This is a genomic window from Mycobacterium canetti CIPT 140010059 (genome assembly GCF_000253375.1).
Classification (GTDB): domain Bacteria; phylum Actinomycetota; class Actinomycetes; order Mycobacteriales; family Mycobacteriaceae; genus Mycobacterium; species Mycobacterium tuberculosis.
In genome coordinates, this window is record NC_015848.1 from 2,995,179 (window position 1) to 3,018,418 (window position 23,240).

Here is a 23,240-nt window from a genome sequence, read left to right on the forward strand (position 1 = left end):
TTCCTACCATGCGAACAACCATCGATGTCGCAGGACGTCTGGTGATTCCCAAGCGGATTCGCGAGCGCCTTGGCTTGCGCGGGAACGACCAGGTGGAGATCACCGAGCGCGATGGGCGCATCGAGATTGAGCCGGCCCCGACCGGTGTCGAACTCGTTCGGGAAGGCTCGGTTCTCGTCGCACGGCCAGAACGTCCCCTGCCCCCGTTGACCGACGAAATCGTTCGGGAAACGCTCGATCGCACACGGCGGTGATCGCACCAGACACCAGCGTGCTGGTTGCCGGATTCGCGACCTGGCACGAAGGGCACGAGGCCGCCGTGCGCGCGCTCAACCGTGGCGTCCATCTGATCGCGCACGCGGCTGTGGAAACCTATTCGGTCTTGACCCGGCTACCACCGCCGCATCGTATTGCCCCTGTTGCCGTCCACGCCTACTTGGCGGACATCACCTCCAGCAACTACCTGGCACTGGATGCCCGCTCATATCGCGGCTTGATCGACCACCTCGCCGAGCACGATGTCACCGGTGGCGCAACCTACGATGCCCTGGTCGGCTTCACGGCGAAAGCTGCCGGCGCAAAGCTGCTGACTCGCGACCTGCGCGCGGTCGAAACGTACGAGCGATTGCGGGTCGAGGTTGAGCTGGTGACCTGAGAAACCGTTGCCGTTGAGTGTGTTTGAGTTGCACGCTCACCGACACCCGGATGGTGCACCAGTGAGCTGGGGTGACCGCGGCCGAGACCTGCCGGGTTCCCGGCCGGACAACTCGCCCGTTGTGACCCCCGGTCCCGCGAAAGCTGTTACGTTAAACGGCGCCATCGATATGCGACCGATCGACCAACCGCGGCGCAGCGGTACGAGAGGGTATGCGTGGGAAATCTGCTGGTCGTGATTGCCGTGGCGCTGTTCATCGCCGCCATCGTCGTTCTCGTCGTGGCCATCCGGCGGCCCAAAACACCAGCCACGCCGGGCGGGCGCCGGGATCCGCTGGCCTTCGACGCAATGCCGCAATTCGGCCCCCGCCAACTCGGACCCGGCGCAATTGTCAGCCACGGTGGCATCGACTATGTGGTCCGCGGATCAGTCACCTTTCGCGAGGGTCCCTTCGTGTGGTGGGAACACTTGCTGGAAGGCGGCGACACGCCAACCTGGCTGAGCGTGCAAGAGGACGACGGGCGTCTCGAGCTTGCGATGTGGGTGAAACGCACCGATCTGGGCTTGCAGCCCGGTGGCCAGCACGTGATCGACGGCGTGACGTTTCAGGAGACCGAGCGCGGTCACGCCGGATATACCACCGAGGGCACGACGGGCCTGCCGGCCGGCGGTGAGATGGACTACGTCGACTGCGCCAGTGCCGGTCAGGGGGCCGACGAGTCCATGCTGCTGTCATTCGAGCGCTGGGCACCGGACATGGGATGGGAGATAGCGACCGGCAAGTCCGTACTGGCCGGCGAGCTCACCGTCTACCCCGCGCCCCCTGTCTCGGCATAGGGCCGAATCGGTGCCACTTCATCAGCTCGCCATAGCGCCGGTGGACGTATCAGGGGCATTGCTTGGACTCGTGCTGAACGCACCCGCGCCGCGGCCACTGGCCACCCACCGACTGGCCCACACCGACGGCAGCGCACTGCAGCTCGGCGTCCTCGGCGCGTCGCATGTCGTCACCGTCGAGGGACGCTTCTGCGAGGAAGTCTCCTGCGTGGCCCGCAGCCGGGGCGGCGATCTGCCCGAGTCCACCCACGCACCCGGCTACCACCTCCAATCCCATACCGAGACGCACGACGAGGCGGCGTTTCGGCGACTCGCGCGCCACCTGCGTGAACGCTGCACGCGGGCAACCGGGTGGCTGGGCGGTGTGTTTCCCGGTGATGACGCCGCGCTGACCGCACTCGCCGCCGAACCCGATGGAACCGGGTGGCGTTGGCGGACTTGGCATCTGTACCCGAGCGCGTCCGGCGGGACGGTGGTCCACACGACGAGCCGATGGCGTCCATGAGCCGCAACCGCCTGTTCCTGGTTGCCGGCATCTTGGCGGTTGCCGCCGCCGTGTCCTTGATCTCTGGAATCACGCTGCTGAACAGGGACGTTGGCTCGTATATCGCCTCGCACTATCGCCAAGAATCCCGTGACGTGAACGGAACGCGATACCTGTGCACCGGATCGCCCAAACAGGTGGCCACCACGCTCGTCAAGTACCAGACCCCGGCGGCGCGCGCGTCGCATACCGACACCGAGTACCTGCGTTACCGCAACAACATCGTGACGGTCGGACCCGACGGCACCTATCCGTGCATCATCCGCGTCGAAAACCTCAGCGCCGGATATAACCACGGCGCATATGTCTTCCTGGGCCCTGGATTCACCCCTGGGTCCCCGTCGGGCGGTTCGGGGGGCAGCCCGGGCGGTCCTGGCGGCAGCAAGTAAGGCGATGACGCAAAGGAGAGAGTCATGTATCAGGCCGGAGTCGATTTCGGGACCATCAGCCTTACCCCGATCCTGCATGGGGTGGTGGCCACCGTCTTGTACTTCCTAGTGGGCGCCGCCGTGCTAGTCGCAGGCTTTCTGATGGTCAACCTGTTGACCCCGGGCGATCTGCGTCGCCTAGTGTTCATCGACCGCCGCCCCAACGCCGTGGTTCTGGCCGCCACAATGTATGTGGCGCTGGCCATCGTCATCATCGCCGCCATCTACGCCAGCTCCAATCAGCTGGCCCAGGGCCTGATCGGCGTGGCGGTGTACGGAATCGTCGGTGTCGCGCTGCAGGGGGTGGCACTGGTGATCCTCGAGATCGCGGTGCCGGGGCGATTCCGTGAGCACATCGACGCACCTGCGCTGCATCCGGCGGTGTTCGCTACCGCCGTCATGCTGCTGGCGGTAGCGGGGGTAATCGCCGCCGCGTTGTCATGACGTCCACCCGGCAGGCGGGCGAAGCCACCGAAGCTTCGGTACGGTGGCGGGCCGTGCTGCTGGCCGCGGTCGCGGCGTGCGCGGCCTGCGGTCTCGTTTACGAGCTCGCGCTGCTGACACTGGCGGCGAGCCTGAACGGCGGCGGGATCGTGGCCACCTCCCTGATCGTCGCGGGCTACATAGCCGCGCTGGGAGCAGGCGCCTTGCTGATCAAGCCGCTACTTGCACACGCGGCCATCGCGTTCATCGCCGTGGAGGCGGTGCTGGGCATCATCGGCGGATTGTCCGCGGCGGCGCTGTATGCGGCGTTCGCGTTCCTGGACGAGCTCGACGGGTCGACGCTGGTTCTTGCGGTGGGCACCGCCCTGATCGGCGGGCTGGTCGGCGCCGAGGTGCCGCTGCTGATGACGCTGTTGCAGCGCGGCCGCGTGGCAGGGGCCGCCGATGCCGGACGCACCCTGGCCAACCTCAACGCGGCCGACTATCTGGGCGCGTTGGTCGGCGGGCTGGCCTGGCCATTCCTGCTGCTGCCGCAGTTAGGGATGATCCGCGGTGCGGCGGTCACCGGCATCGTCAATCTGGCGGCCGCCGGGGTTGTGTCGATCTTCCTGCTGCGCCACGTCGTGTCCGGCCGGCAACTGGTGACCGCCTTATGCGCGCTCGCCGCGGCGCTCGGGCTGATCGCCACACTGCTGGTGCATTCCCACGACATTGAGACCACCGGCCGCCAACAGCTCTACGCCGACCCGATCATCGCCTACCGACACAGCGCCTACCAGGAAATCGTGGTCACCCGCCGCGGCGATGACCTGCGCCTCTACCTGGACGGAGGTTTGCAGTTCTGCACCCGCGACGAATACCGCTACACCGAAAGCCTGGTCTACCCGGCAGTCTCCGATGGCGCGCGTTCGGTGCTGGTGCTCGGTGGCGGCGACGGACTGGCAGCCCGCGAACTGCTGCGCCAACCCGGCATCGAGCAGATCGTGCAGGTGGAACTCGACCCCGCGGTCATCGAACTGGCGCGCACCACCCTGCGCGACGTCAACGCCGGTTCGCTGGACAACCCGCGCGTACACGTCGTGATCGACGACGCCATGAGCTGGCTACGCGGCGCCGCGGTCCCCCCGGCTGGCTTCGACGCAGTGATCGTCGACCTTCCCGACCCCGATACTCCCGTGCTGGGTCGGCTGTATTCCACCGAGTTCTACGCACTCGCCGCCCGCGCGCTCGCGCCCGGCGGGCTCATGGTCGTGCAGGCAGGCAGCCCGTATTCGACCCCGACTGCGTTCTGGCGCATCATCTCCACGATCCGGTCCGCCGGGTATGCCGTCACGCCCTACCACGTGCACGTGCCCACCTTCGGCGACTGGGGATTCGCCCTGGCACGCCTTACAGACATCGCGCCCACCCCCGCTGTGCCGAGCACTGCCCCTGCACTGCGCTTCCTGGACCAACAGGTGCTCGAGGCCGCGACCGTGTTTTCCGGCGACATCCGGCCCCGCACGTTGGACCCGTCGACCCTGGACAATCCGCACATTGTTGAGGACATGCGGCACGGCTGGGACTAGCGCACCCATCTAGGGCGGCCAGGGTTTGCACAACGCAGCACGGGTTCCGAACGGAACCGGGGCCCGCTCGTAGCCCGGCCATAAAAGCATAAAAACAGTATGCTGGGTAAATGAAGACCACGCTCGACCTGCCTGATGAACTGATGCGCGCTATCAAGGTCCGCGCGGCGCAGCAGGGCCGCAAGATGAAAGATGTCGTGACCGAACTGCTCAGATCCGGTCTGTCCCAGACGCACAGCGGGGCTCCAATCCCAACGCCGCGGCGCGTGCAGCTTCCCCTGGTGCATTGCAGTGGCGCGACTACCCGCGAACAAGAAATGACGCCGGAGCGTGTTGCCGCGGCCTTGCTCGACCAGGAGGCCCAGTGGTGGTCCGGACACGACGATGCTGCTCTGTGACACCAACATCTGGCTGGCGTTGGCGCTTTCCGGACACGTGCACCACAGGGCCTCGCGCGCATGGCTAGACACCATCAACGCGCCCGGAGTCATCCACTTTTGCCGCGCAACCCAACAGTCGCTCCTTCGGCTGTTGACGAATCGGACGGTGCTGGGCGCGTACGGCAGCCCACCACTGACCAACCGCGAAGCGTGGGCGGCCTATGCCGCGTTCCTGGATGACGACCGCATCGTGCTGGCCGGCGCCGAACCCGATGGTTTGGAGGCCCAGTGGAGAGCCTTCGCCGTTCGCCAGTCGCCGGCGCCCAAGGTTTGGATGGATGCCTACCTAGCTGCTTTCGCACTTACCGGTGGATTCGAGTTGGTGACGACTGACACCGCCTTCACCCAGTACGGCGGAATCGAGCTGCGGCTCCTGGCCAAGTGACAGCGCAAGCCCCGCGGTGCTCACTCGTCGTCGAGGGCGGCCAGCACCTCGTCGGACACGTCGACGTTGGTCCACACGTTCTGCACGTCGTCACTGTCTTCTAGCGCGTCGACGAGCTTGAACACTTTCCGTGCGCCGTCCAGGTCCACGGGCACGCTGACCGAGGGTTGAAAGCTGGCCTCGGCCGATTCGTAATCGATGCCGGCATCTTGCAAAGCGCTACGAACCGCGACCAGTTCCGCGGGCTCGGAGATGACCTCGAAACTGTCGCCCAGGTCGTTGACGTCCTCGGCACCGGCTTCCAGAACAGCCGCCAGCACATCGTCTTCGGTCAAGCCGTTCTTTTCCAGGGTCACCACGCCTTTGCGGGAGAACAGGTAGGACACCGACCCCGGATCGGCCATGGTGCCACCATTGCGCGTCATCGCCACCCGCACCTCGCTGGCGGCGCGATTGCGGTTGTCGGTCAGACACTCGATCAGCACCGCCACCCCGTTGGGCGCGTAGCCCTCGTACATGATGGTCTGCCAGTCGGCGCCGCCGGCCTCCTCGCCGGCGCCGCGCTTGCGGGCCCGTTCGATGTTCTCGTTGGGAACCGAGCTCTTCTTCGCCTTCTGAATCGCGTCGTAGAGCGTGGGGTTGCCGGCCGGATCACCGCCACCGACACGCGCCGCCACCTCGATGTTCTTGATCAGCCGGGCGAACATCTTGCCGCGGCGGGCGTCGACGACGGCCTTCTTGTGCTTGGTGGTGGCCCACTTGGAATGGCCGCTCATCGCAGTGATTTACCTCTTCTGTTGCTCGTTCGCCAGACGAGTCTACGTGGGGGTTGTGGGCGGCGAGCCAACCGGCACGAGCAGACACAAAAGCTCCAAATTTCGGCCTGAAACGGGTGCTTTTGCGACTGCTCACGCCGCGGAGGTGACGATGTCGACGAACAACTGATGAATGCGGCGATCGCCGGTCATCTCCGGATGAAACGCGGTGGCAAGCACCGCACCCTGGCGCACCGCGACGATGTGCCCCGCCGCGCGGGCCAGCACCTGCACACCGTCACCGACTCGCTCAACCCATGGCGCCCGGATGAACACCGCGCGCACCGGATCGTCTAGACCAGCGAACTCGATATCGCCTTCAAACGAGTCAACCTGACGTCCAAAAGCATTGCGCCGCACCGTCATATTCATCGCACGCAGGGGCAGCGCCTGGCGGCCTGCCGCACCGGCGTCCAGGATCTCGCTGGCCAACAGAATCATGCCCGCGCACGAACCATAGGCCGGAAGCCCATCGGCGAGCCGGGCCCGCAGCGGTCCCAGCAGGTCGAGGTCGAGCAGCAGGTGGCTCATCGTGGTGGATTCCCCGCCCGGGATGACCAGCGCGTCCACCGCGTCAAGTTCGTCGCGGCGCCGCACCGTCATTGGCTCGGCCCCGCATTCGCGCAGCGCAGCCAGGTGCTCCCGGGTGTCGCCCTGCAGCGCCAGCACCCCGACCCGTGGAACGCTCACAGCCCGCTCACTGCCCCACCGACCGGTGACCGCGCCGGTGGCGGGTCAGCCCCTCCTGCATGACCGCCGCGACCATCTCCCCGGACCGTGTGAAAATCTCGCCCCGAGTCAGCGCACGACCGCCGCTGGCCGACGGCGACGACTGGTCGTACAGCAACCACTCGTCGGCGCGGAAGGGTCGCATGAACCACATCGCATGGTCCAGCGATGCCACCTGCAGCTGGTCGCGCACATCGAGGTGGTTGACTTGTGCCGATCCCAGCAGCGTGAGGTCGCTCATGTAGGCGAGTGCACAGATGTGCAACACCGGGTCGTCGGGCAACGGGTCACGGTGGCGAAGCCACACCTGCTGCTGGGAAGCCTTGCCCGGCAAAAGCCGCAGGCGCTCCCGGGGCACGATGCACACGTCCCACTCGTCGAACTGCCGGAACCCAGCATCATCGAAAACCTTGATCGAGTTCAACCCCGGCAGGCCGTCGGGCGGCGGCGCCGCTGGCATAACGTCTTGGTGGGTAATGCCCTCCTGTTCGGTCTGGAACGACGCCGCCATGCTGAATATGGTTTCCCCGTGCTGGACTGCGTTGACCCGCCTGGTGCAGAACGATCCACCGTCGCGGATGCGTTCGACCAGAAAAACCGTGCGCTCCTTGGCATCTCCAGGCCGAAGAAAATAGCCGTGCAGCGAGTGCACCATGTACCGCGGGTCGACGGTGCGCACCGCCGACACCAGCGACTGGCCGGCTACATGACCACCGAAAGTGCGTTGCAGGAAGCCCGATTCGGGGCTGAACACGCTTCCTCGGTAGATGTTGACCTCAAGTTGCTCAAGATCAAGGATCTCTTCGATCGACACGCGATGACCGTCTGCTCGTCGCGGGTTCTCACCAGCCGCGCTGGGCGAGCCGATGACCGACAGCGATCTCGTCCACGTTGATGCCCACCATCGCCTCGCCCAGCCCGCGCGACACCTTGGCCAGCACATCGGGATCGTCGAAGAACGTGGTGGCCTTGACGATCGCGGCGGCGCGGTGCTCAGGGGCGCCGGACTTGAAAATACCGGAACCCACGAAGACGCCCTCGGCGCCAAGCTGCATCATCATCGCCGCGTCGGCGGGCGTGGCGATACCCCCGGCGGTGAACAGTGTGACCGGCAACTTGCCCGCCCGAGCTACCTCGGCAACGAGTTCATAGGGCGCTTGCAATTCTTTTGCCGCGACAAACAATTCGTCCTCCGACATCGACGTCAACCGGCGGATCTCACCACCGATGGCCCGCATGTGTGTGGTCGCGTTGGAGACGTCTCCGGTCCCGGCCTCGCCCTTGGACCGGATCATGGCCGCTCCCTCGCTGATGCGCCTCAACGCCTCACCGAGATTGGTCGCCCCACACACGAAAGGCACCGTGAAGTTCCACTTGTCGATGTGGTGGGCGTAGTCAGCGGGCGTCAGCACCTCGGACTCGTCGATGTAGTCGACGCCCAACGTCTGCAGGATCTGCGCCTCGACAAAGTGGCCGATGCGCACTTTAGCCATCACCGGGATGGTGACTGCGGCGATGATGCCCTCGATCATGTCGGGGTCACTCATCCGCGACACCCCGCCCTGGGCGCGGATATCGGCGGGCACCCTTTCCAACGCCATTACCGCAACCGCACCGGCGCCCTCTGCGATGCGGGCCTGCTCCGGGGTGACAACGTCCATGATGACGCCGCCCTTGAGCATCTCGGCCATGCCGCGCTTGACCCGCGCCGTACCGGTCGCTGGGTTACCTGCAGGATCCATGGTGCCTCCTCTTGTCCCCACTACGATACGACCGCTACCGCGCCGGTCTGCTAGCCACTCAGGGGCGTGGCCAGGACGCCGATTGGTAAATTACGAATCCCTCAGCCGTGCAGCACCGGAGGCCGGAATGGACGATGACGCCCAAATGGTCGCGATCGATAAAGACCAATTGGCAAGGATGCGTGGCGAATACGGCCCGGAGAAGGATGGCTGCGGAGATCTGGACTTCGACTGGCTCGACGACGGCTGGCTCACGCTGCTGCGGCGCTGGTTGAACGATGCACAACGCGCCGGAGTGAGTGAACCGAACGCGATGGTGCTCGCCACCGTTGCCGACGGAAAACCGGTGACCCGCTCGGTACTTTGCAAAATCCTGGACGAGTCCGGTGTCGCGTTCTTTACCAGCTACACCTCCGCCAAAGGCGAGCAGCTCGCCGTGACACCATACGCATCGGCAACCTTTCCCTGGTACCAGCTAGGTCGCCAGGCACACGTACAGGGCCCAGTCAGCAAGGTCAGCACCGAGGAGATATTCACGTATTGGTCCATGCGCCCCCGGGGCGCGCAGCTGGGTGCGTGGGCCTCGCAGCAGTCGCGCCCGGTCGGTTCTCGCGCCCAGCTCGATAACCAGCTCGCCGAGGTGACGCGTCGCTTCGCCGACCAGGACCAGATCCCGGTGCCCCCAGGATGGGGCGGCTACCGCATCGCTCCGGAAATCGTGGAATTCTGGCAGGGCCGGGAGAACCGCATGCACAACCGAATCCGCGTCGCCAATGGCCGGCTGGAACGGTTGCAACCCTGATCGTCGAGTCTGGCCACCTCGCGGGCGAAGTTTGACGGAACCTCGCAGATCTTGCCGGACATGCCATAGAGTCTTTGACCGGAATGCCCGCTGACCCGTGACGACGCGGTCACCGGGGATACCCGCCGCGGTGGTGGCCAACCGATAACGGCCAACCGAGAAAGTACACAGCGATGAATTTCGCCGTTTTGCCGCCGGAGGTGAATTCGGCGCGCATATTCGCCGGTGCGGGCCTGGGCCCAATGCTGGCGGCGGCGTCGGCCTGGGACGGGTTGGCCGAGGAGTTGCATGCCGCGGCGGGCTCGTTCGCGTCGGTGACCACCGGGTTGGCGGGCGACGCGTGGCATGGTCCGGCGTCGCTGGCGATGACCCGCGCGGCCAGCCCGTATGTGGGGTGGTTGAACACGGCGGCGGGTCAGGCCGCGCAGGCGGCCGGCCACGCGCGGCTAGCGGCGAGCGCGTTCGAGGCGGCGCTGGCGGCCACCGTGTCTCCAGCGATGGTCGCGGCCAACCGGACACGGCTGGCGTCGCTGGTGGCAGCCAACTTGCTGGGCCAGAACGCCCCGGCGATCGCGGCCGCGGAGGCTGAATACGAGCAGATATGGGCCCAGGACGTGGCCGCGATGTTCGGCTATCACTCCGCCGCGTCGGCGGTGGCCACGCAGCTGGCGCCTATTCAAGAGGGTTTGCAGCAGCAGCTGCAAAACGTGCTGGCCCAGTTGGCTAGCGGGAACCTGGGCAGCGGAAATGTGGGCGTCGGCAACATCGGCAACGACAACATTGGCAACGCAAACATCGGCTTCGGAAATCGAGGCGACGCCAACATCGGCATCGGGAATATCGGCGACAGAAACCTCGGCATTGGGAACACCGGCAATTGGAATATCGGCATCGGCATCACCGGCAACGGACAAATCGGCTTCGGCAAGCCTGCCAACCCCGACGTCTTGGTGGTGGGCAACGGCGGCCCGGGAGTAACCGCGTTGGTCATGGGCGGCACCGACAGCCTACTGCCGCTGCCCAACATCCCCTTACTCGAGTACGCTGCGCGGTTCATCACCCCCGTGCATCCCGGATACACCGCTACGTTCCTGGAAACGCCATCGCAGTTTTTCCCATTCACCGGGCTGAATAGCCTGACCTATGACGTCTCCGTGGCCCAGGGCGTAACGAATCTGCACACCGCGATCATGGCGCAACTCGCGGCGGGAAACGAAGTCGTCGTCTTCGGCACCTCCCAAAGCGCCACGATAGCCACCTTCGAAATGCGCTACCTGCAATCCCTGCCAGCACACCTGCGTCCGGGTCTCGACGAATTGTCCTTTACGTTGACCGGCAATCCCAACCGGCCCGACGGTGGCATTCTTACGCGTTTTGGCTTCTCCATACCGCAGTTGGGTTTCACATTGTCCGGCGCGACGCCCGCCGACGCCTACCCCACCGTCGATTACGCGTTCCAGTACGACGGCGTCAACGACTTCCCCAAATACCCGCTGAATGTCTTCGCGACCGCCAACGCGATCGCGGGCATCCTTTTCCTGCACTCCGGGTTGATTGCGTTGCCGCCCGATCTTGCCTCGGGCGTGGTTCAACCGGTGTCCTCACCGGACGTCCTGACCACCTACATCCTGCTGCCCAGCCAAGATCTGCCGCTGCTGGTCCCGCTGCGTGCTATCCCCCTGCTGGGAAACCCGCTTGCCGACCTCATCCAGCCGGACTTGCGGGTGCTCGTCGAGTTGGGTTATGACCGCACCGCCCACCAGGACGTGCCCAGCCCGTTCGGACTGTTTCCGGACGTCGATTGGGCCGAGGTGGCCGCGGACCTGCAGCAAGGCGCCGTGCAAGGCGTCAACGACGCCCTGTCCGGACTGGGGCTGCCGCCGCCGTGGCAGCCGGCGCTACCCCGACTTTTCTAAGCGGTCCACAAACCGTGCACGTCAGCGGATGGGCTGAGGAACGCCGGCATCGCGCGCGGCTCCGTTGTCCAGCGCGACGTCCACCAGCCGGTTGGCTGCCGGCAACAGCTCGCCTAGTTGCAACGGGTACACCCGCTCGCCCGCCGCCACCAGCTCCGCGATGTCGTTCGCGTCACACCAGCGGGCATCGCGAATATAGCGGCGTTCCAACTCGGTTCGCCCCTGCACAGCAGGCTCGAACCGACGCGTCCGGTGCACCAGGTAGAACTCCTCGCTGTCGATCAGCGACCCGTTGAACTCGAAGACCTCGTCGCGTCGCCAGATAGGTCCGATCATGTCGGCCGGGGCCACCCGCAGACCGGTTTCTTCGGCCAGCTCCCGGGCGGCGGCCTGGGCCAGCCGCTCACCCGGTCGCACTTGGCCCCCGACGGTGAACCACCACTTCGGCGCCGCGCCGTCCCGAAACGCCGGGTTCGCCGGATCCGATCCGCACAGCAACAACACGGCACCGCTGTCATCCAATAGCACCACCCGCGCCGAGGTGCGGCGACCGGACGCACCCTGATCGCCGTGCACCAATGCGTGGGGTCGCTCGACGATCTCGAAATAGGTTGGCAGCACAGCGGTTCCACCAAGCCGCAGCAATCGCACCAGCCGTCGTTCCCCCAGAGCGAGGGTGTCGCGAACGGCGTCGTTGTGGAAGCGGCGGGCCAGCAGGACGCGGGCTTCCGCGTCGGCTAACTCGGCGATCAGGGCCGCGGGCAGCGACGCGGGGTTGACCATCGCCAACGCGGCCGAAAGCTCGTTCTCCGCATTCTCGCGCGCATGCCGGGGCGCGCCCTCCGCGGCGTCGGCTAAGGCGGCCAGCCGACTGCCCTGGGGGGCACCGCCGTACGCGTCGATCGCCACCGCACGTGCCACCACCGCTCGTCGCGCGAGCGCGCTGTCCAGCGACTGCCACGACAAGTCATAGCGCACGTTCAACCGGTTCAACCGGTTGGCCGTCTGATATCCCCAGGCGCCGAACGCAACCAGCACAACGAGCAGCACTGCGCCGGCCAGGACCAGCCACGTCATCAGCTGGCCACCTGAACCTTGGCGCCCGACCCGGCGACCGTCTCGTACACTCGCATGATCTGGCTGGCCACCACCGACCAGTCATACCGGCGGACGGCCGCGTTGCCGGCCGCCACATAGCGCTCCCGCAGGACATCGTTCTCCAGCACCGCAATCAGTCCATCGGCCAACGCGGCGGCCTGCAAGTCTGGCGGGTCCACCGGCACCAGGTGCCCGACCTCACCGTCGCGCAGCACACGCCGGAAGGCGTCGAGGTCGCTGGCCACCACCGCAGTGCCGGCGGCCATCGCTTCGACCAGCACAATGCCGAAACTCTCACCGCCGGTGTTGGGCGCACAGTAGACGTCGGCGCTGCGCATCGCCGAAGCTTTTCCGGCGTCGTCCACCTGACCCAGAAAGCGCAGGTGCGCCGCCAAACGGCCCGCCTGGCCGCGCAACTGGTCGGCGTCGCCGTGGCCGACGATCAGTAGCTGGACATCCGGAAACCGCTGCACCACCTTCGGCAGCGCGTCGAGCAAAACGGCCATGCCCTTGCGGGGCTCGTCGTAGCGACCCAGGAACAACACCGTTTTACCCTGGCGCGGGTACCCGTCCAGCCGCGCTGCCGAGGCGAAGGAATCAACGTCCACCCCATTGGGGATCTCCACCGCATCGGATCCCAACGCCTCCATCTGCCAGCGCCGGGCTAGGTCGGACACCGCGATCCGGCCGACGATCTTCTCGTGCATGGGCCGCAGAATGCCCTGGAACACCGTCAGCGTCAGCGACTTGGTGGTCGAGGTGTGAAATGTCGCCACAATCGGGCCCTCGGCAATGTTCAGGGCCAGCATCGACAGGCTCGGCGCATTCGGCTCGTGTAGATGCAGTACGTCGAAATCACCATGCGCAAGCCACTTTTTGACCTTGCGGTGGGTCGCCGGACCGAACCGCAGCCGGGCCACCGAGCCGTTGTAGGGAATCGGAACCGCCCTACCACCGGAGACAAAGTAATCAGGCAGTGCGGCATGCGGGGAGGCCGGCGCGAGCACACTGACCAAGTGGCCGCGGGTGCGCATCACCTCGGCAAGCTGTAGCACATGCGACTGCACCCCGCCCGGGACGTCGAACGAGTACGGACAAATCATGCCGATCCGCATCAGGCTTTCCTCATCTGGACCTCAGTTGCGCCCGCCGCGATTCGGATAAGTCGGCCAGCCACTGGGGCTGCAGCATGTGCCAATCCGCGGGATGGGCGGCAATGTTCTGCGCGAAGCGGTCGGCCAGCGCCTGTGTGATGGCAGCGACGTCACCGCTGGTGCAATCCAGCGCCGGATACACCTGGAAACCCCAGCCGCGGCCCTCGAACCAGCAATGTGTGGGCAGCAATGCCGCACCGGTCTCGACCGCCAGCTTCGCCGGCCCCACCGGCATCCGGGTGGGCTCGCCGAAGAAGTCGACCTCAACACCGGTGCGGGTGAGATCGCGCTCGGCCATCAGGCAGACCACTCGGTTGTTCCTCAGCCGCTCACAGAGCACCTCGAACGGCGGCCGTTCGCCGCCGGACAGCGGCAGCACCTCAAATCCCAGGCTTTCGCGGTAGTCGATAAAGCGCTGGTACAGCGATTCGGGTTTTAGGCGCTCGGCGACGGTGGTGAAGGTGCCGTGCCGCTGCACCAGCCACATCCCGGCCATATCCCAGTTGCCGCTGTGCGGCAACGCCAGCACGGCACCGCGGCCCGCGGCCAGCGCCGCGTCCAGGTGATCCAGTCCACCGATCACGCGGTCGAGCTGGCGGGCCAGCTTGCGGTGGTTCATCGTCGGCAGCCGGAACACCTCACGCCAGTAGCGCCCGTAGGACTCCAGCGAGGCGCGCATCAGCGGGTCCGGCACCGCGGCTGGCGGCACACCCAGGACGCGGGCCAGGTTCTTGCGCAGCTGCTCGGGCCCGCCGTGGCGGGCAAAGTAGCGCGCTCCGGTGTCGAATGCGTTGCGTACGGCGAACTCTGGCAGCGCCCGTACGGCCATCCAGCCGGCCGCATACGCCCAGTCGGTCGCGGTGCGCGTCACGGAACTGCGCGGATCTTTGGGCAGCTTCAAGCCCTTAAGGCCGGCAATCACCGGTCGCCCTTTCCAGGAATCGCCATCCGATCGATGGCTCCGGGTGAAGTCCAGACCGTGTGCAACCGCTGCACGCAGGTGATCACGCTGGCGACGGCCAGCAGCCACATCCCCACCGACAACGCCGGCGGCCAGGGCACAAACGGGAAGTCCGACACCCCGGCGCCGGTCAGCACGATGATCAACCGTTCCGGCCGTTCGATGAAGCCGCCGTCGCCGCGCAGCCCGCTGGCCTCCGCCCGGGCCTTGATGTAAGAGATCACCTGCGAGGTGACCAGACAGATCAAGGTCGCGATCACCAGCGGTCGGTCGCGCATGTGAAACGCTATCCACCACAGCAGACCGCAGAACACCGCGCCGTCACTGATGCGGTCACAGGTGGCGTCCAGCACCGCGCCGAAGCGAGTGCCGCCCCCGCGCTCCCGGGCCATCGCCCCGTCCAGCATGTCGAACAACACGAAGAACCACACCACACACGCACCCGCGAACAGCTTGCCCGTCGGGAACAGCGTCAGCGCTCCCGCCACCGACGCGGTGGTGCCCAGGATGGTGACGACGTCCGGCGTGAGGCCGACCCGCAGCAGTCCCCTGGCGATCGGAGTGGTAATCCGGGCGAACGCCGCCCGGGACAGGAAGGGCAGCTTGCTCATGGTTGCCGAGCCCACTCGGTGGCAAGCAGCCGACGGGTGTCGCGCAGCAGCTGCGGAATCACCTTGGAGCCCCCGATGATGGTGATGAAATTCGCATCGCCACCCCACCGTGGCACCACATGCACGTGCAGGTGCTCGGCCAGCGACCCGCCCGCCGATGTCCCTAGGTTCAGGCCGACATTGAAGCCGTGCGGACGCGACACGTTCTTGATCACGCGAATCGCCTTCTGGGTGAACGCCATCAACTCGGCGCTCTCCAAATCGGTGAGATCCTCGAGTTCGGATACCCGACGATAGGGCACCACCATCAAGTGCCCAGGGTTGTACGGGTACAGGTTGAGCACGGCGTAGACCAGCTTGCCACGAGCGACCACCAGACCCTCTTCGTCGGACAGCTGCGGGATCTCGGTGAACGGCTGCGCAGGGCTGGCCGAGGAATTGGGGTCACGCTTCACTGGCGCTTCGGCCAGGTAGTTCATCCGGTAGGGGGTCCATAACCGCTGCAGCTGGTCGCGCTGGCCGACACCCCGATCGAAGATGGTGTGGTCCTCGGTGGCCCGATCCGTGCGGTCCTCGTCACTCACGACCGGCCACTTTCACCAGTTCTGATGTGGGAACCGCATTTTCGCGGTCAGCGATCCAGGCGACAATGGCCGCCACCGCATCGTCACGGGCCACACCGTTGATTTGGGTGCGGTCACCGAACCGGAAACTCACCGCGCCGGCGGCGACGTCACGATCACCCGCCAACACCATGAACGGCACCTTGTGGTTGGTGTGGTGCACGATCTTCTTGGCCATCCGATCGTCGCTGGCGTCCACCTCGGCCCGCACCCCGTGCGACTTCAGTTGCGTGGCAACCTCTTCCAGATAGGCGACGTGCTCATCGGCGACCGGGATGCCGACCACCTGCACGGGCGCCAACCAGGCCGGGAACGCCCCCGCGTAGTGCTCGGTGAGAATGCCGAAGAACCGCTCGATCGACCCGAATAGCGCGCGGTGAATCATCACCGGGCGCTGGCGGGTTCCGTCGGCGGCGGTGTACTCCAGGCCGAAACGTTCCGGAAAGTTGAAGTCCAGCTGGATGGTCGACATCTGCCAGGTGCGGCCCAGCGCGTCTTTGACCTGCACTGAAATCTTGGGCCCGTAGAACGCCGCGCCGCCCGGATCGGGCACCAGCTCCAGCCCGGATTCGGCGCCCACCTCGGCCAGCACGGTGGTGGCTTCCTCCCAGACCTCCTCGGCGCCGACGAACTTCTCCGGGTCCTTGGTGGACAGTTCGAGGTAGAAGTCGGTGAGGCCGTAGTCGGCGAGCAGGTCGAGCACAAACCGCAGCAGCGACCGCAGCTCGTCGCGCATCTGGTCGCGGGTGCAGAAGATGTGCGCGTCGTCCATGGTCAGCCCACGCACCCGGGTCAACCCGTGCACCACACCGGACTTCTCGTAGCGATACACCGTGCCGAACTCGAAGAGCCGCAACGGCAGTTCCCGATAGGATCGCCCGCGCGCGCGGAAGATCAGGCAGTGCATCGGGCAGTTCATCGGCTTGAGGTAGTAGTCCTGGCCGGGTTTGCGCAGCGAGCCGTCGGCGTTGTACTCCGCGTCGATGTGCATCGGGGGGAACATGCCGTCGGCGTACCAGTCCAGATGTCCCGAGGTGTGGAACAACTGGGCCTTGGTGATGTGCGGGCTGTTGACGAACTGGTAGCCCGCCTCGGTGTGCTTGCGCCGCGAGTAGTCCTCCAGTTCGCGACGCACGATGCCGCCCTTGGGGTGGAAAACCGCTAGGCCGGAACCGATTTCGTCGGGGAAGCTGAACAGGTCCAGCTCGACACCCAGCTTGCGGTGGTCGCGGCGCTGCGCCTCTTCGATGAACTCCAGGTGCCTGTCGAGCGCCTCCTGGGATTCCCACGCGGTGCCGTAGATCCGTTGCAGGCTGGCGTTTTTCTGATCGCCCCGCCAGTAGGCGGCCGAGCTGCGGGTGAGCTTGAACGCCGGGATGTGTTTGGTGGTCGGGATGTGCGGTCCGCGGCACAGGTCGCCCCAGACGCGCTCGCGGGTGCGGGGGTTGAGGTTGTCGTAGGCGGTGAGCTCGTCACCGCCGACCTCCATGATCTCGGCGTCACCCGATTTGTCGTCGACGAGTTCCAGCTTGTAGGGCTCGTTGGCCAGCTCGGCGCGGGCCTGTTCGGTGGATTCGTAGACCCGCCGGTCGAACAGCTGGCCTTCCTTGACGATCTGGCGCATCCGCTTTTCCAGCGCCGCCAAGTCCTCGGGCGTGAACGGCTCGGGCACGTCGAAGTCGTAGTAGAAGCCGTCGGTGATGGGTGGTCCGATGCCGAGCTTGGCCTGCGGAAACAGCTCTTGGACGGCTTGGGCCAACACGTGCGCGGTCGAATGGCGGATCACGCTGCGACCGTCGTCGGTGTTGGCGGCCACCGGCGTGATATCGGTGTCGACGTCGGGCACCCAGCTCAGGTCGCGCAGGTTGCCGTCGGCGTCGCGCACGACGACGATCGCATCGGGTGTACCGCGCCGCGGTAAACCCGCTTCGCCGACGGCGGTGGCCGCGGTGGTCCCGGCAGGAACCCGAATTCGGGCTTGCGACGGGTCGCCGCCATCGACTCCCGGGGCGGGTTGTGCGGGGGCGCTCATCGGGTCGGTCTCCAAGGCTTGGACGTGTCGAAACGATCGCGACCATGCTATCGGGGCGCACGTCGACGACCGTAAGCCGAGTGACCGGATGGGTTTTCGATCACCGGTCTGGGCGATCGGTACCGGGCAGGTGACCGGGTGCTCTACGGCGGCTCGATGAGCCCAAAGGATGTTGACGACCTGGCTACCCAGCAGGACGTCGACGACGGACAGTCGATAGAGCGTCGCTGGACGGGGAGCGGTCCGCGACGCTGGCGGCGGTCGCCGCCGACGGGCCGCTACCGTAGCAACTCGCAAATCCAGGTCTGGATTTCCGGCGCCGGCCGGCTCCGTTAGCCGTCGGCTCCGTTGGTGCCGGCCAGGCCGGGTGGCCCCAACAGTGATGCACCGCCGCTGCCGCCGGGCCCGCCGAAGCCTGGAGCGCCATTGAAGAGGCTCCCGGCGCCGCCGTTCCCGCCGTTCCCGCCGTTTCCGCCGTTTCCACCGTTGCCGATCAGTCCGACGCTGCCGCCGTTCCCGCCTTTCCCGCCGTCACCGCCGGACCCGCCAGCAGTGCCGGCGCTCGCTCCGTTCCCGCCGGCCCCGGCGCTCCCACCGGCCCCCGCGTTGCCGATGAGGGCATTGCCGCCGTTTCCACCGCTGCCGCCGCTACCGCCGGTGAGGCCGAATGACGTGCCGAAGTCGCCCTTCGCGTCGGCACCGGCGGCGCCGCTGCCACCGGCCCCGGCCCAGCCGATGCCCCTGGCGTCGCCACCATTGCCGCCGCTACCGCCATTCCCTCCGAAGGCCGTAACAGACCCGGGCGACCCGGCGGCACCGCCGTTTCCGCCGGCCCCGCCGTTACCGTAGAGTAGCCCGCCGGCGCCGCCGTTACCGCCTTGCCCGCCAAACCCAACGCCCCCGAAATCGGCGGACACATCACCACCGGCTCCGCCGGCTCCGCCATTGCCGCCGTTGCCGATCAGTCCGGTGGTTCCGGCGTGACCACCGTTACCCCCGAATCCGGACGCTGGACCGTTCTGAGAAATGCCTGCCCCGTTTCCGGCGGCCCCGCCGTCCCCGCTGTTGCCGATCAGTAGGCCGCCGTTCCCGCCGTTCCCGCCGTTGCCGCCGCTAGCCCCCGCGGAGGGCTCGCCGCCGCCGGTGCCCCCGGCCCCGCCGGTCCCGCCGGCGCCGATCAGCCCGGCGTTGCCGCCGTTCCCACCATGCCCGCCGATAGCGAGGTTGGTGCCGGCCCCACCGATCCCGCCGTTCCCGCCGGCCCCGCCGTTGCCGAACAGCCATCCACCGGCGCCGCCGGCTCCGCCGTTCGCGCCGGCCTCAAAGGGTAGGCCCTGGCCGCCAGCTCCGCCGGCCCCACCGTTGCCGATCAACCCGGCCGCCCCGCCGGCGCCGCCGGCCTGCCCGGGTGCCCCCGACCCGCCGTTGCCGCCGTTGCCCCACAGCCACCCGCCGTTACCGCCGGCTTGCCCGGTCCCGTCGATCCCGTTCGCGCCGTCGCCGATCAATGGGCGCCCGGTCAGCGACTGAACGGGTGCGTTGATCGCATCGAGCACGTTCTGCAGCGGTGTTGCGCTGGCCGCTTTTGGCGACCGCGTAGGTGCTGCCAGCTTGGCTTAAGGCCAGCACGAACCGTTGCTGATAGGCCGCGACCTGCGCGCTGATCGCTTGATAGTGCTGGCCGTGGCTGCCGAACAGCGCCGCGATCGCCGTTGACACCTCGTCGTGGGCGGCGGCCAACACCTGGGTGGTCGCCGCCGCCGCGGTGTTGGCGGTGTTGATCGCCGAGCCGATCCGCGCCGCATCGGCCGCGGCTGTGGACACTAACTGTGGGGCCACGTTGACAAACGACATCGAAATCCTCCTGACCGCCACGATGTTGAGATGCGGGCGGCCCACCGCCTGTTACCCCTGCGGTGGGTAACCGTTTATTCGGACGATCCCTGCCGTTCCACGCCTGGGCGCAGGCACAAACCGCACCAACATTTGGTGGAACGTGGTGCACACTGCACCTGGGGTTCTGCCCTCATCGTGTGGCAGCAGGCGAAACCCGCGCGGACGAGAACTCTTCCGCCAAGCAGCACAAATCGCCCTACACCCCAGTGAATCTCCGGACGCCACTACGACAGCGCGCAACGGTCGCCTCATCGACTGTGTGCACGCGCGCTTCGCGATGCGCTGCCGTGGCAAGCTGGCCAGGTGGACCTCAATGCGCTGGCCGATCTGCCGCTGACCTATCCGGAGGTGGGCGCGACAGCGACCGGACGACTGCCCGCGGGCTACAACCACCTTGACGTGTCGACGCAGATCGGCACCGGCCGCCAGCGTTTTGAGCAGGCCGCCGACGCCGTCATGCATTGGGGCATGCAGCGCAACGCCGGCCTGCGGGTGCGGGCCAGCTCCGAAACCGCCGTCGTGTCCGCGGTGGTGTTGGTGGGAATCGCTTTCCTGCGTGCGCCGTGCCGAGTGGTGTATGTCATCGACGAACCCGACGTGCGCGGATTCGGTTACGGCACTTTGCCGGGCCATCCGGTGTCCGGCGAGGAACGGTTCGCGGTTCGCTGCGACCCGATGACCTCCGTGGTGTTTGCCGAGGTGTTGTCGTTCTCCCGTCCGGCGACCTGGGCGAGCAAAGCCGCCGGGCCGCTGGGCGCGGTGACCCAGCGCTTCATCGCCCAGCGCTACCTGCGCGCGGTGTGAGGCGCCGGCGCCCTGGTTAAGGCCGCCCGATGCCTCCGCTGTGCACGCCCTGCGCCAGCCGGGCGAGCGCGATGGCGCCAACCAGCAAACCGAAGTCGCGCAGCGCGATGTCGTAGAAACCGGGTCCGGTGACCAGGTTGAGAATGATCCCGGCCAGCCAGGCCGCGACTACCCAGGCGCCGATGCGCGGTGCGACCGCAACCAATACGCCGGCCACAATCTCGATTGCCCCGACCAAGTACATGCATTGGTCGGCGGTGCCGGGCACGAGATCGTTGATCCAGCCGGCCAGATACATGTTCCAGTGCTGCGGATGGGTCAGCAGATTGAAGAACTTGTCCAGCCCGAACAGGATGGGCGCGACCGTGAACAGCGTGCGAAGCAATACGTATGCAGAGTATGCCGGATCCTTCAGCTGGTCTGCGAGAGCAGGGCTGGTCGTTGGTCTGATGCTCATAGCTGCCTCCCGACTTCTAACAGACAACAATTTGAACGTTAGATCCTATAGACTGTAGCGTCAAGTGTTTTGTCTGTTAGAGATGGCTTGCTGAAGTGGACGGCCGAGCTTCCTTCGAACGCGACGTCGCCGGGATCGGGGCACTCGTGGATCCGGTGCGTCGCCAGCTCTACCAATTCGTGTGCTCACAATCGATGCCGGTGAGCCGAGACCAGGCGGCCGACGCCGTCGGCATCCCGCGCCACCAGGCGAAATTCCATTTGGACCGGCTCACTGCCGAAGGCCTGCTGGATACCGAGTACGCGCGCCTGACCGGCCGGTCCGGCCCCGGCGCCGGGCGGACCGCCAAGCTGTATCGCCGGGCCGGCCGCGACATCGCCCTCAGCCTTCCACAGCGGGAGTACGAGCTTGCTGGGCGGCTGATGGCCGCAGCCATCGTGCTGTCGGCCACCACCGGGGAGCCGACCGTGGAAGTGCTCAACCGAATCGCCCATGACTACGGCCAAGCCATGGGCGCCGCCGCCACCACCCGGCCGCCCGCAGACCCCGCGGCGGCGCTGGAGCTGACGCTGGATGTGCTGCGCAAGTACGGTTATGAACCCCGCCGCCCGGCTGGCCCTGGCGACGATGAGGTCGAGCTGGTGAACTGCCCGTTCCACGCACTGGCCCGGGAGCAGACCGAGCTGGCCTGCAATATGAACCACGCCTTGATCACAGGCGTGGCCGACGCGCTGGCACCGCACAGCCCGGCCGTTCGGTTGGCACCCGGACCGGCCCGGTGTTGTGTAGTACTCAAGCGATGTTCGGCTCACGACCCCGAGTGAGCATCGGGCAGGGATTTCAGCACGGTCAGCATGATCACCGAATCCTCGACGGCGTGCAGCGCATGCCGTGTCGGCGGAATCGCGACGTAGTCGCCGGCCCTGCCGTTCCACGCGTCCTCACCGGCGGTAAGGCACACATGGCCCTGCAGCACTTGCAGCGTCGCCTCGCCCGGGCTGTCATGCTCGGACAGGTCGTGGCCGGCAAGCAATGCCAGCACCGTCTGCCGAAGCTCGTGGGTGTGACCACCGTGGATGGTGTGGGCAGCCCGTCCGCTGTGTGTCTGTTGCGCCTCGGCCAGCTTTTCGGCGGCCAGGCTGGTCAGCGAAATGGATTCCATCGGCGCGTCCTTTCAGCCGTTCAGTAGCAGTATCCCCGCGACGAGCAACGCAACCACCTTGACTATCTCCAAACCGACATAGATGTGGTGACCGCGGGAGCGGGGAGCCTGCAGCCCGGCCAATACCTGATTGGACCGTCGAGTCAATCGAGGACGCACCGCAATCAACTGGACGGCCAACGCAGCCAACGCGACCGAAAACGCCGCGGCGATCCGCGCCGGCGTCGAGCCGACCACCACGATCGCGAGGATGACAAGGGCGAAACCGACCTCAACGGTATTGAGCGCACGGAAGACCAACCGGCCGATGCCGAGCCCGATCTGCAGCGTCACTCCTGCCGCCCGGAACTTCAGCGGAGCTTCCAGAAACGAGATCGCCACCACCATTCCCAGCCAGACGAACGCGACGGCGACCTCGATCGCCGGTCCGGCGCTCACCGAATGGCTCCTTCCAGCGGCGTGAAGTGGGCCAGGCACAGGTCGGGTTCGACGAACGCGTCGAGCCGGTCGACGGTGACTGGCGCCCCCCATGTTTGCAAGGCTCCCCGCATGATCCCTAAGTGGACGGGGCAGACGACACCGGCTTGAGTTTCGGCGAGTTCCAGAAACGGACAGTGCCGCAGACCGACCTGTTGCCTGCCGTTGGATGCCCGGCGCTCGGGAGCGAAGCCAAGGTCGTCAAGCACCGCGACCAAGTGGTCGATCGTCTCCTCGGTGTCGGCACCGGCCGGCGGCGCTTCGAGCTGGCGCCCCCACGCCCGGCCCGCGGACAACGCCATGGCCCGCGAATCCCGTTCGGCGGCAAGGCCACTGGCGAGGATCTCGGCAAGCAGCCGGTAACGCCGCGTCCCAGTGCTATCCGTCCGCCGGACCGCCCGAAACATCAGCGGCGGGCGCCCCGGTCGGCCGCGGCCGGGCTCGACCCGCTCCACCTGGCCATCAGCGACCAGGTTATCGAGGTGGAAGCGGACGGTGTTGGGATGCACGCCCAACTTGCCGGCGATCGCGGCGATGCTCATCGGAACCCGCGACGCACACAATGCCCGCAGCACCGCACGACGGCGCCCCACCGGCTCTTGCAGTGACCTGATGATGACACTCACCCCCAAAAGGCTCGTCGGCTGCGCCTGAGCAATG

At 66.6% G+C, this 23,240-nt stretch carries 28 protein-coding genes and 1 pseudogene; 14 read left to right on the plus strand and 15 right to left on the minus strand.

Going from position 1 to position 23,240, the window contains the following annotated elements; genetic code table 11:
* Positions 1–8 precede the first annotated feature (8 nt).
* From MCAN_RS13850 to MCAN_RS13890, 9 genes are all read left to right on the plus strand, one after another.
* Positions 9–254 (plus strand): AbrB/MazE/SpoVT family DNA-binding domain-containing protein, encoded by a 246-nt coding sequence (locus MCAN_RS13850; RefSeq protein ID WP_003413429.1) that lies wholly within the window; start codon positions 9–11, stop codon positions 252–254.
* The gene (locus MCAN_RS13855; RefSeq protein ID WP_014001345.1) at positions 251–655 is read left to right on the plus strand and encodes a type II toxin-antitoxin system VapC family toxin; all 405 of its coding nucleotides are present in this window, start codon (positions 251–253) and stop codon (positions 653–655) included. The genes MCAN_RS13850 and MCAN_RS13855 overlap by 4 nt, the downstream gene beginning before the upstream one ends.
* A gap of 216 nt (positions 656–871) precedes the next feature.
* Entirely contained in the window at positions 872–1,492 is a 621-nt protein-coding gene (locus MCAN_RS13860) for a DUF4178 domain-containing protein (RefSeq protein WP_003413441.1), read from the plus strand.
* A 10-nt stretch (positions 1,493–1,502) separates the two neighbouring features.
* Complete coding sequence (locus tag MCAN_RS13865) at positions 1,503–1,997, plus strand: DUF2617 family protein (protein ID WP_003413444.1); 495 nt, start codon at positions 1,503–1,505, stop codon at positions 1,995–1,997.
* Complete coding sequence (locus tag MCAN_RS13870; protein WP_003413445.1) at positions 1,994–2,425, plus strand: DUF4247 domain-containing protein; 432 nt, start codon at positions 1,994–1,996, stop codon at positions 2,423–2,425. Before MCAN_RS13865 ends, MCAN_RS13870 begins: the two co-directional genes overlap by 4 nt.
* 24 nt (positions 2,426–2,449) lie before the next feature.
* Positions 2,450–2,908, plus strand: a complete 459-nt coding sequence (locus tag MCAN_RS13875; RefSeq protein ID WP_041179710.1) for a DUF350 domain-containing protein — start codon at positions 2,450–2,452, stop codon at positions 2,906–2,908.
* Positions 2,905–4,476: a polyamine aminopropyltransferase gene (locus MCAN_RS13880; protein ID WP_014001347.1), complete on the plus strand. Its 1,572-nt coding sequence runs from the start codon at positions 2,905–2,907 to the stop codon at positions 4,474–4,476. The genes MCAN_RS13875 and MCAN_RS13880 overlap by 4 nt, the downstream gene beginning before the upstream one ends.
* A 110-nt stretch (positions 4,477–4,586) precedes the next feature.
* Positions 4,587–4,874: an antitoxin gene (locus tag MCAN_RS13885; RefSeq protein WP_014001348.1), complete on the plus strand. Its 288-nt coding sequence runs from the start codon at positions 4,587–4,589 to the stop codon at positions 4,872–4,874.
* Positions 4,861–5,301, plus strand: a complete 441-nt coding sequence (locus tag MCAN_RS13890; protein ID WP_003413460.1) for a type II toxin-antitoxin system VapC family toxin — start codon at positions 4,861–4,863, stop codon at positions 5,299–5,301. The genes MCAN_RS13885 and MCAN_RS13890 overlap by 14 nt, the downstream gene beginning before the upstream one ends.
* Positions 5,302–5,321: 20 nt before the next feature.
* On the opposite strand, the gene MCAN_RS13895 is transcribed toward MCAN_RS13890, so the two are convergent.
* From MCAN_RS13895 to pdxS, 4 genes are all read right to left on the minus strand, one after another.
* The gene (locus tag MCAN_RS13895) at positions 5,322–6,077 is read right to left on the minus strand and encodes a YebC/PmpR family DNA-binding transcriptional regulator (RefSeq protein ID WP_003413464.1); all 756 of its coding nucleotides are present in this window, start codon (positions 6,075–6,077) and stop codon (positions 5,322–5,324) included.
* A 132-nt stretch (positions 6,078–6,209) separates the two neighbouring features.
* Positions 6,210–6,806 (minus strand): pyridoxal 5'-phosphate synthase glutaminase subunit PdxT, encoded by a 597-nt coding sequence (gene pdxT / locus MCAN_RS13900; protein WP_014001349.1) that lies wholly within the window; start codon positions 6,804–6,806, stop codon positions 6,210–6,212.
* Between the two features lie 7 nt (positions 6,807–6,813).
* Positions 6,814–7,659: an acyl-CoA thioesterase II gene (gene tesB / locus MCAN_RS13905; protein WP_003413466.1), complete on the minus strand. Its 846-nt coding sequence runs from the start codon at positions 7,657–7,659 to the stop codon at positions 6,814–6,816.
* A 28-nt stretch (positions 7,660–7,687) separates the two neighbouring features.
* Entirely contained in the window at positions 7,688–8,587 is a 900-nt protein-coding gene (pdxS, locus tag MCAN_RS13910) for a pyridoxal 5'-phosphate synthase lyase subunit PdxS (RefSeq protein ID WP_003413468.1), read from the minus strand.
* Between the two features lie 127 nt (positions 8,588–8,714).
* On the opposite strand from pdxS, the gene pdxH reads away from it, so the two are divergent.
* Positions 8,715–9,389: a pyridoxamine 5'-phosphate oxidase gene (gene pdxH, locus MCAN_RS13915; protein WP_003413471.1), complete on the plus strand. Its 675-nt coding sequence runs from the start codon at positions 8,715–8,717 to the stop codon at positions 9,387–9,389.
* A gap of 173 nt (positions 9,390–9,562) precedes the next feature.
* Complete coding sequence (locus MCAN_RS13920; protein ID WP_014001350.1) at positions 9,563–11,305, plus strand: PE-PPE domain-containing protein; 1,743 nt, start codon at positions 9,563–9,565, stop codon at positions 11,303–11,305.
* A gap of 21 nt (positions 11,306–11,326) precedes the next feature.
* Here the strand turns inward: MCAN_RS13920 and MCAN_RS13925 are convergent, their stop codons facing one another.
* The 6 genes from MCAN_RS13925 to thrS are packed head-to-tail and all read right to left on the minus strand — an operon-like array spanning position 11,327 to position 17,784.
* Positions 11,327–12,382 (minus strand): NUDIX hydrolase, encoded by a 1,056-nt coding sequence (locus MCAN_RS13925; protein ID WP_014001351.1) that lies wholly within the window; start codon positions 12,380–12,382, stop codon positions 11,327–11,329.
* Positions 12,382–13,518, minus strand: coding sequence for a phosphatidyl-myo-inositol alpha-mannosyltransferase (gene pimA / locus MCAN_RS13930; protein ID WP_003413478.1), 1,137 nt, complete (start codon positions 13,516–13,518; stop codon positions 12,382–12,384). The genes MCAN_RS13925 and pimA overlap by 1 nt, the downstream gene beginning before the upstream one ends.
* A gap of 10 nt (positions 13,519–13,528) precedes the next feature.
* A complete protein-coding gene (locus MCAN_RS13935) occupies positions 13,529–14,479 on the minus strand; it encodes a phosphatidylinositol mannoside acyltransferase (protein ID WP_014001352.1) in 951 nt (316 codons plus the stop codon).
* On the minus strand, positions 14,476–15,129 hold the full coding sequence (gene pgsA1, locus MCAN_RS13940; RefSeq protein ID WP_014001353.1) for a phosphatidylinositol phosphate synthase: 654 nt from the start codon (positions 15,127–15,129) through the stop codon (positions 14,476–14,478). Before pgsA1 ends, MCAN_RS13935 begins: the two co-directional genes overlap by 4 nt.
* On the minus strand, positions 15,126–15,713 hold the full coding sequence (locus tag MCAN_RS13945; RefSeq protein ID WP_003413484.1) for an ATP adenylyltransferase: 588 nt from the start codon (positions 15,711–15,713) through the stop codon (positions 15,126–15,128). The genes pgsA1 and MCAN_RS13945 overlap by 4 nt, the downstream gene beginning before the upstream one ends.
* Positions 15,706–17,784: a threonine--tRNA ligase gene (gene thrS / locus MCAN_RS13950; RefSeq protein ID WP_014001354.1), complete on the minus strand. Its 2,079-nt coding sequence runs from the start codon at positions 17,782–17,784 to the stop codon at positions 15,706–15,708. Before thrS ends, MCAN_RS13945 begins: the two co-directional genes overlap by 8 nt.
* A 108-nt stretch (positions 17,785–17,892) precedes the next feature.
* Between thrS and MCAN_RS13955 the strand changes: the two genes are divergently transcribed.
* Positions 17,893–18,120, plus strand: a complete 228-nt coding sequence (locus MCAN_RS13955; RefSeq protein WP_014001355.1) for a hypothetical protein — start codon at positions 17,893–17,895, stop codon at positions 18,118–18,120.
* Here MCAN_RS13955 and MCAN_RS13960 read toward each other — a convergent pair.
* Positions 18,117–19,638, minus strand: a pseudogene (locus tag MCAN_RS13960) (PE family protein). The gene MCAN_RS13955 and the pseudogene MCAN_RS13960 overlap by 4 nt on opposite strands.
* A 345-nt stretch (positions 19,639–19,983) precedes the next feature.
* Between MCAN_RS13960 and MCAN_RS13970 the strand changes: the two are divergent.
* The gene (locus tag MCAN_RS13970; RefSeq protein WP_003413569.1) at positions 19,984–20,484 is read left to right on the plus strand and encodes a DUF1990 domain-containing protein; all 501 of its coding nucleotides are present in this window, start codon (positions 19,984–19,986) and stop codon (positions 20,482–20,484) included.
* A 16-nt stretch (positions 20,485–20,500) separates the two neighbouring features.
* Here MCAN_RS13970 and MCAN_RS13975 read toward each other — a convergent pair whose 3' ends face one another.
* Positions 20,501–20,941: an Rv2617c family stress response/phage resistance protein gene (locus MCAN_RS13975; RefSeq protein WP_003413574.1), complete on the minus strand. Its 441-nt coding sequence runs from the start codon at positions 20,939–20,941 to the stop codon at positions 20,501–20,503.
* Positions 20,942–21,036: 95 nt separating this feature from the next.
* Here MCAN_RS13975 and MCAN_RS13980 point away from each other — a divergent pair, with 95 nt between their 5' ends.
* On the plus strand, positions 21,037–21,765 hold the full coding sequence (locus MCAN_RS13980; protein ID WP_003902320.1) for a helix-turn-helix transcriptional regulator: 729 nt from the start codon (positions 21,037–21,039) through the stop codon (positions 21,763–21,765).
* Here MCAN_RS13980 and MCAN_RS13985 read toward each other — a convergent pair.
* Genes MCAN_RS13985 through MCAN_RS13995 form a run of 3 tightly spaced genes read right to left on the minus strand, consistent with a single transcriptional unit; the run spans position 21,750 to position 23,212 of the window.
* Complete coding sequence (locus MCAN_RS13985) at positions 21,750–22,103, minus strand: cupin domain-containing protein (protein ID WP_003413583.1); 354 nt, start codon at positions 22,101–22,103, stop codon at positions 21,750–21,752. The genes MCAN_RS13980 and MCAN_RS13985 overlap by 16 nt on opposite strands.
* A gap of 12 nt (positions 22,104–22,115) precedes the next feature.
* Entirely contained in the window at positions 22,116–22,541 is a 426-nt protein-coding gene (locus MCAN_RS13990; protein ID WP_003413586.1) for a hypothetical protein, read from the minus strand.
* The gene (locus MCAN_RS13995; RefSeq protein ID WP_003413588.1) at positions 22,538–23,212 is read right to left on the minus strand and encodes a helix-turn-helix transcriptional regulator; all 675 of its coding nucleotides are present in this window, start codon (positions 23,210–23,212) and stop codon (positions 22,538–22,540) included. The genes MCAN_RS13990 and MCAN_RS13995 overlap by 4 nt, the downstream gene beginning before the upstream one ends.
* Positions 23,213–23,240 lie beyond the last annotated feature (28 nt).

Bases quoted from the DNA above. Each gene is read 5' to 3' on its own strand.
- MCAN_RS13850 (WP_003413429.1), top strand. From the start codon at position 9: ATGCGAACAACCATCGATGTCGCAGGACGTCTGGTGATTCCCAAGCGG.
- MCAN_RS13870 (WP_003413445.1), top strand. From the start codon at position 1,994: ATGAGCCGCAACCGCCTGTTCCTGGTTGCCGGCATCTTGGCGGTTGCC.
- MCAN_RS13875 (WP_041179710.1), top strand. From the start codon at position 2,450: ATGTATCAGGCCGGAGTCGATTTCGGGACCATCAGCCTTACCCCGATC.
- MCAN_RS13880 (WP_014001347.1), top strand. From the start codon at position 2,905: ATGACGTCCACCCGGCAGGCGGGCGAAGCCACCGAAGCTTCGGTACGG.
- MCAN_RS13885 (WP_014001348.1), top strand. From the start codon at position 4,587: ATGAAGACCACGCTCGACCTGCCTGATGAACTGATGCGCGCTATCAAG.
- MCAN_RS13890 (WP_003413460.1), top strand. From the start codon at position 4,861: ATGCTGCTCTGTGACACCAACATCTGGCTGGCGTTGGCGCTTTCCGGA.
- MCAN_RS13895 (WP_003413464.1), bottom strand. From the start codon at position 6,077: ATGAGCGGCCATTCCAAGTGGGCCACCACCAAGCACAAGAAGGCCGTC.
- pdxS (WP_003413468.1), bottom strand. From the start codon at position 8,587: ATGGATCCTGCAGGTAACCCAGCGACCGGTACGGCGCGGGTCAAGCGC.
- pdxH (WP_003413471.1), top strand. From the start codon at position 8,715: ATGGACGATGACGCCCAAATGGTCGCGATCGATAAAGACCAATTGGCA.
- MCAN_RS13920 (WP_014001350.1), top strand. From the start codon at position 9,563: ATGAATTTCGCCGTTTTGCCGCCGGAGGTGAATTCGGCGCGCATATTC.
- MCAN_RS13925 (WP_014001351.1), bottom strand. From the start codon at position 12,382: ATGACGTGGCTGGTCCTGGCCGGCGCAGTGCTGCTCGTTGTGCTGGTT.
- pimA (WP_003413478.1), bottom strand. From the start codon at position 13,518: ATGCGGATCGGCATGATTTGTCCGTACTCGTTCGACGTCCCGGGCGGG.
- pgsA1 (WP_014001353.1), bottom strand. From the start codon at position 15,129: ATGAGCAAGCTGCCCTTCCTGTCCCGGGCGGCGTTCGCCCGGATTACC.
- thrS (WP_014001354.1), bottom strand. From the start codon at position 17,784: ATGAGCGCCCCCGCACAACCCGCCCCGGGAGTCGATGGCGGCGACCCG.
- MCAN_RS13975 (WP_003413574.1), bottom strand. From the start codon at position 20,941: ATGAGCATCAGACCAACGACCAGCCCTGCTCTCGCAGACCAGCTGAAG.
- MCAN_RS13985 (WP_003413583.1), bottom strand. From the start codon at position 22,103: ATGGAATCCATTTCGCTGACCAGCCTGGCCGCCGAAAAGCTGGCCGAG.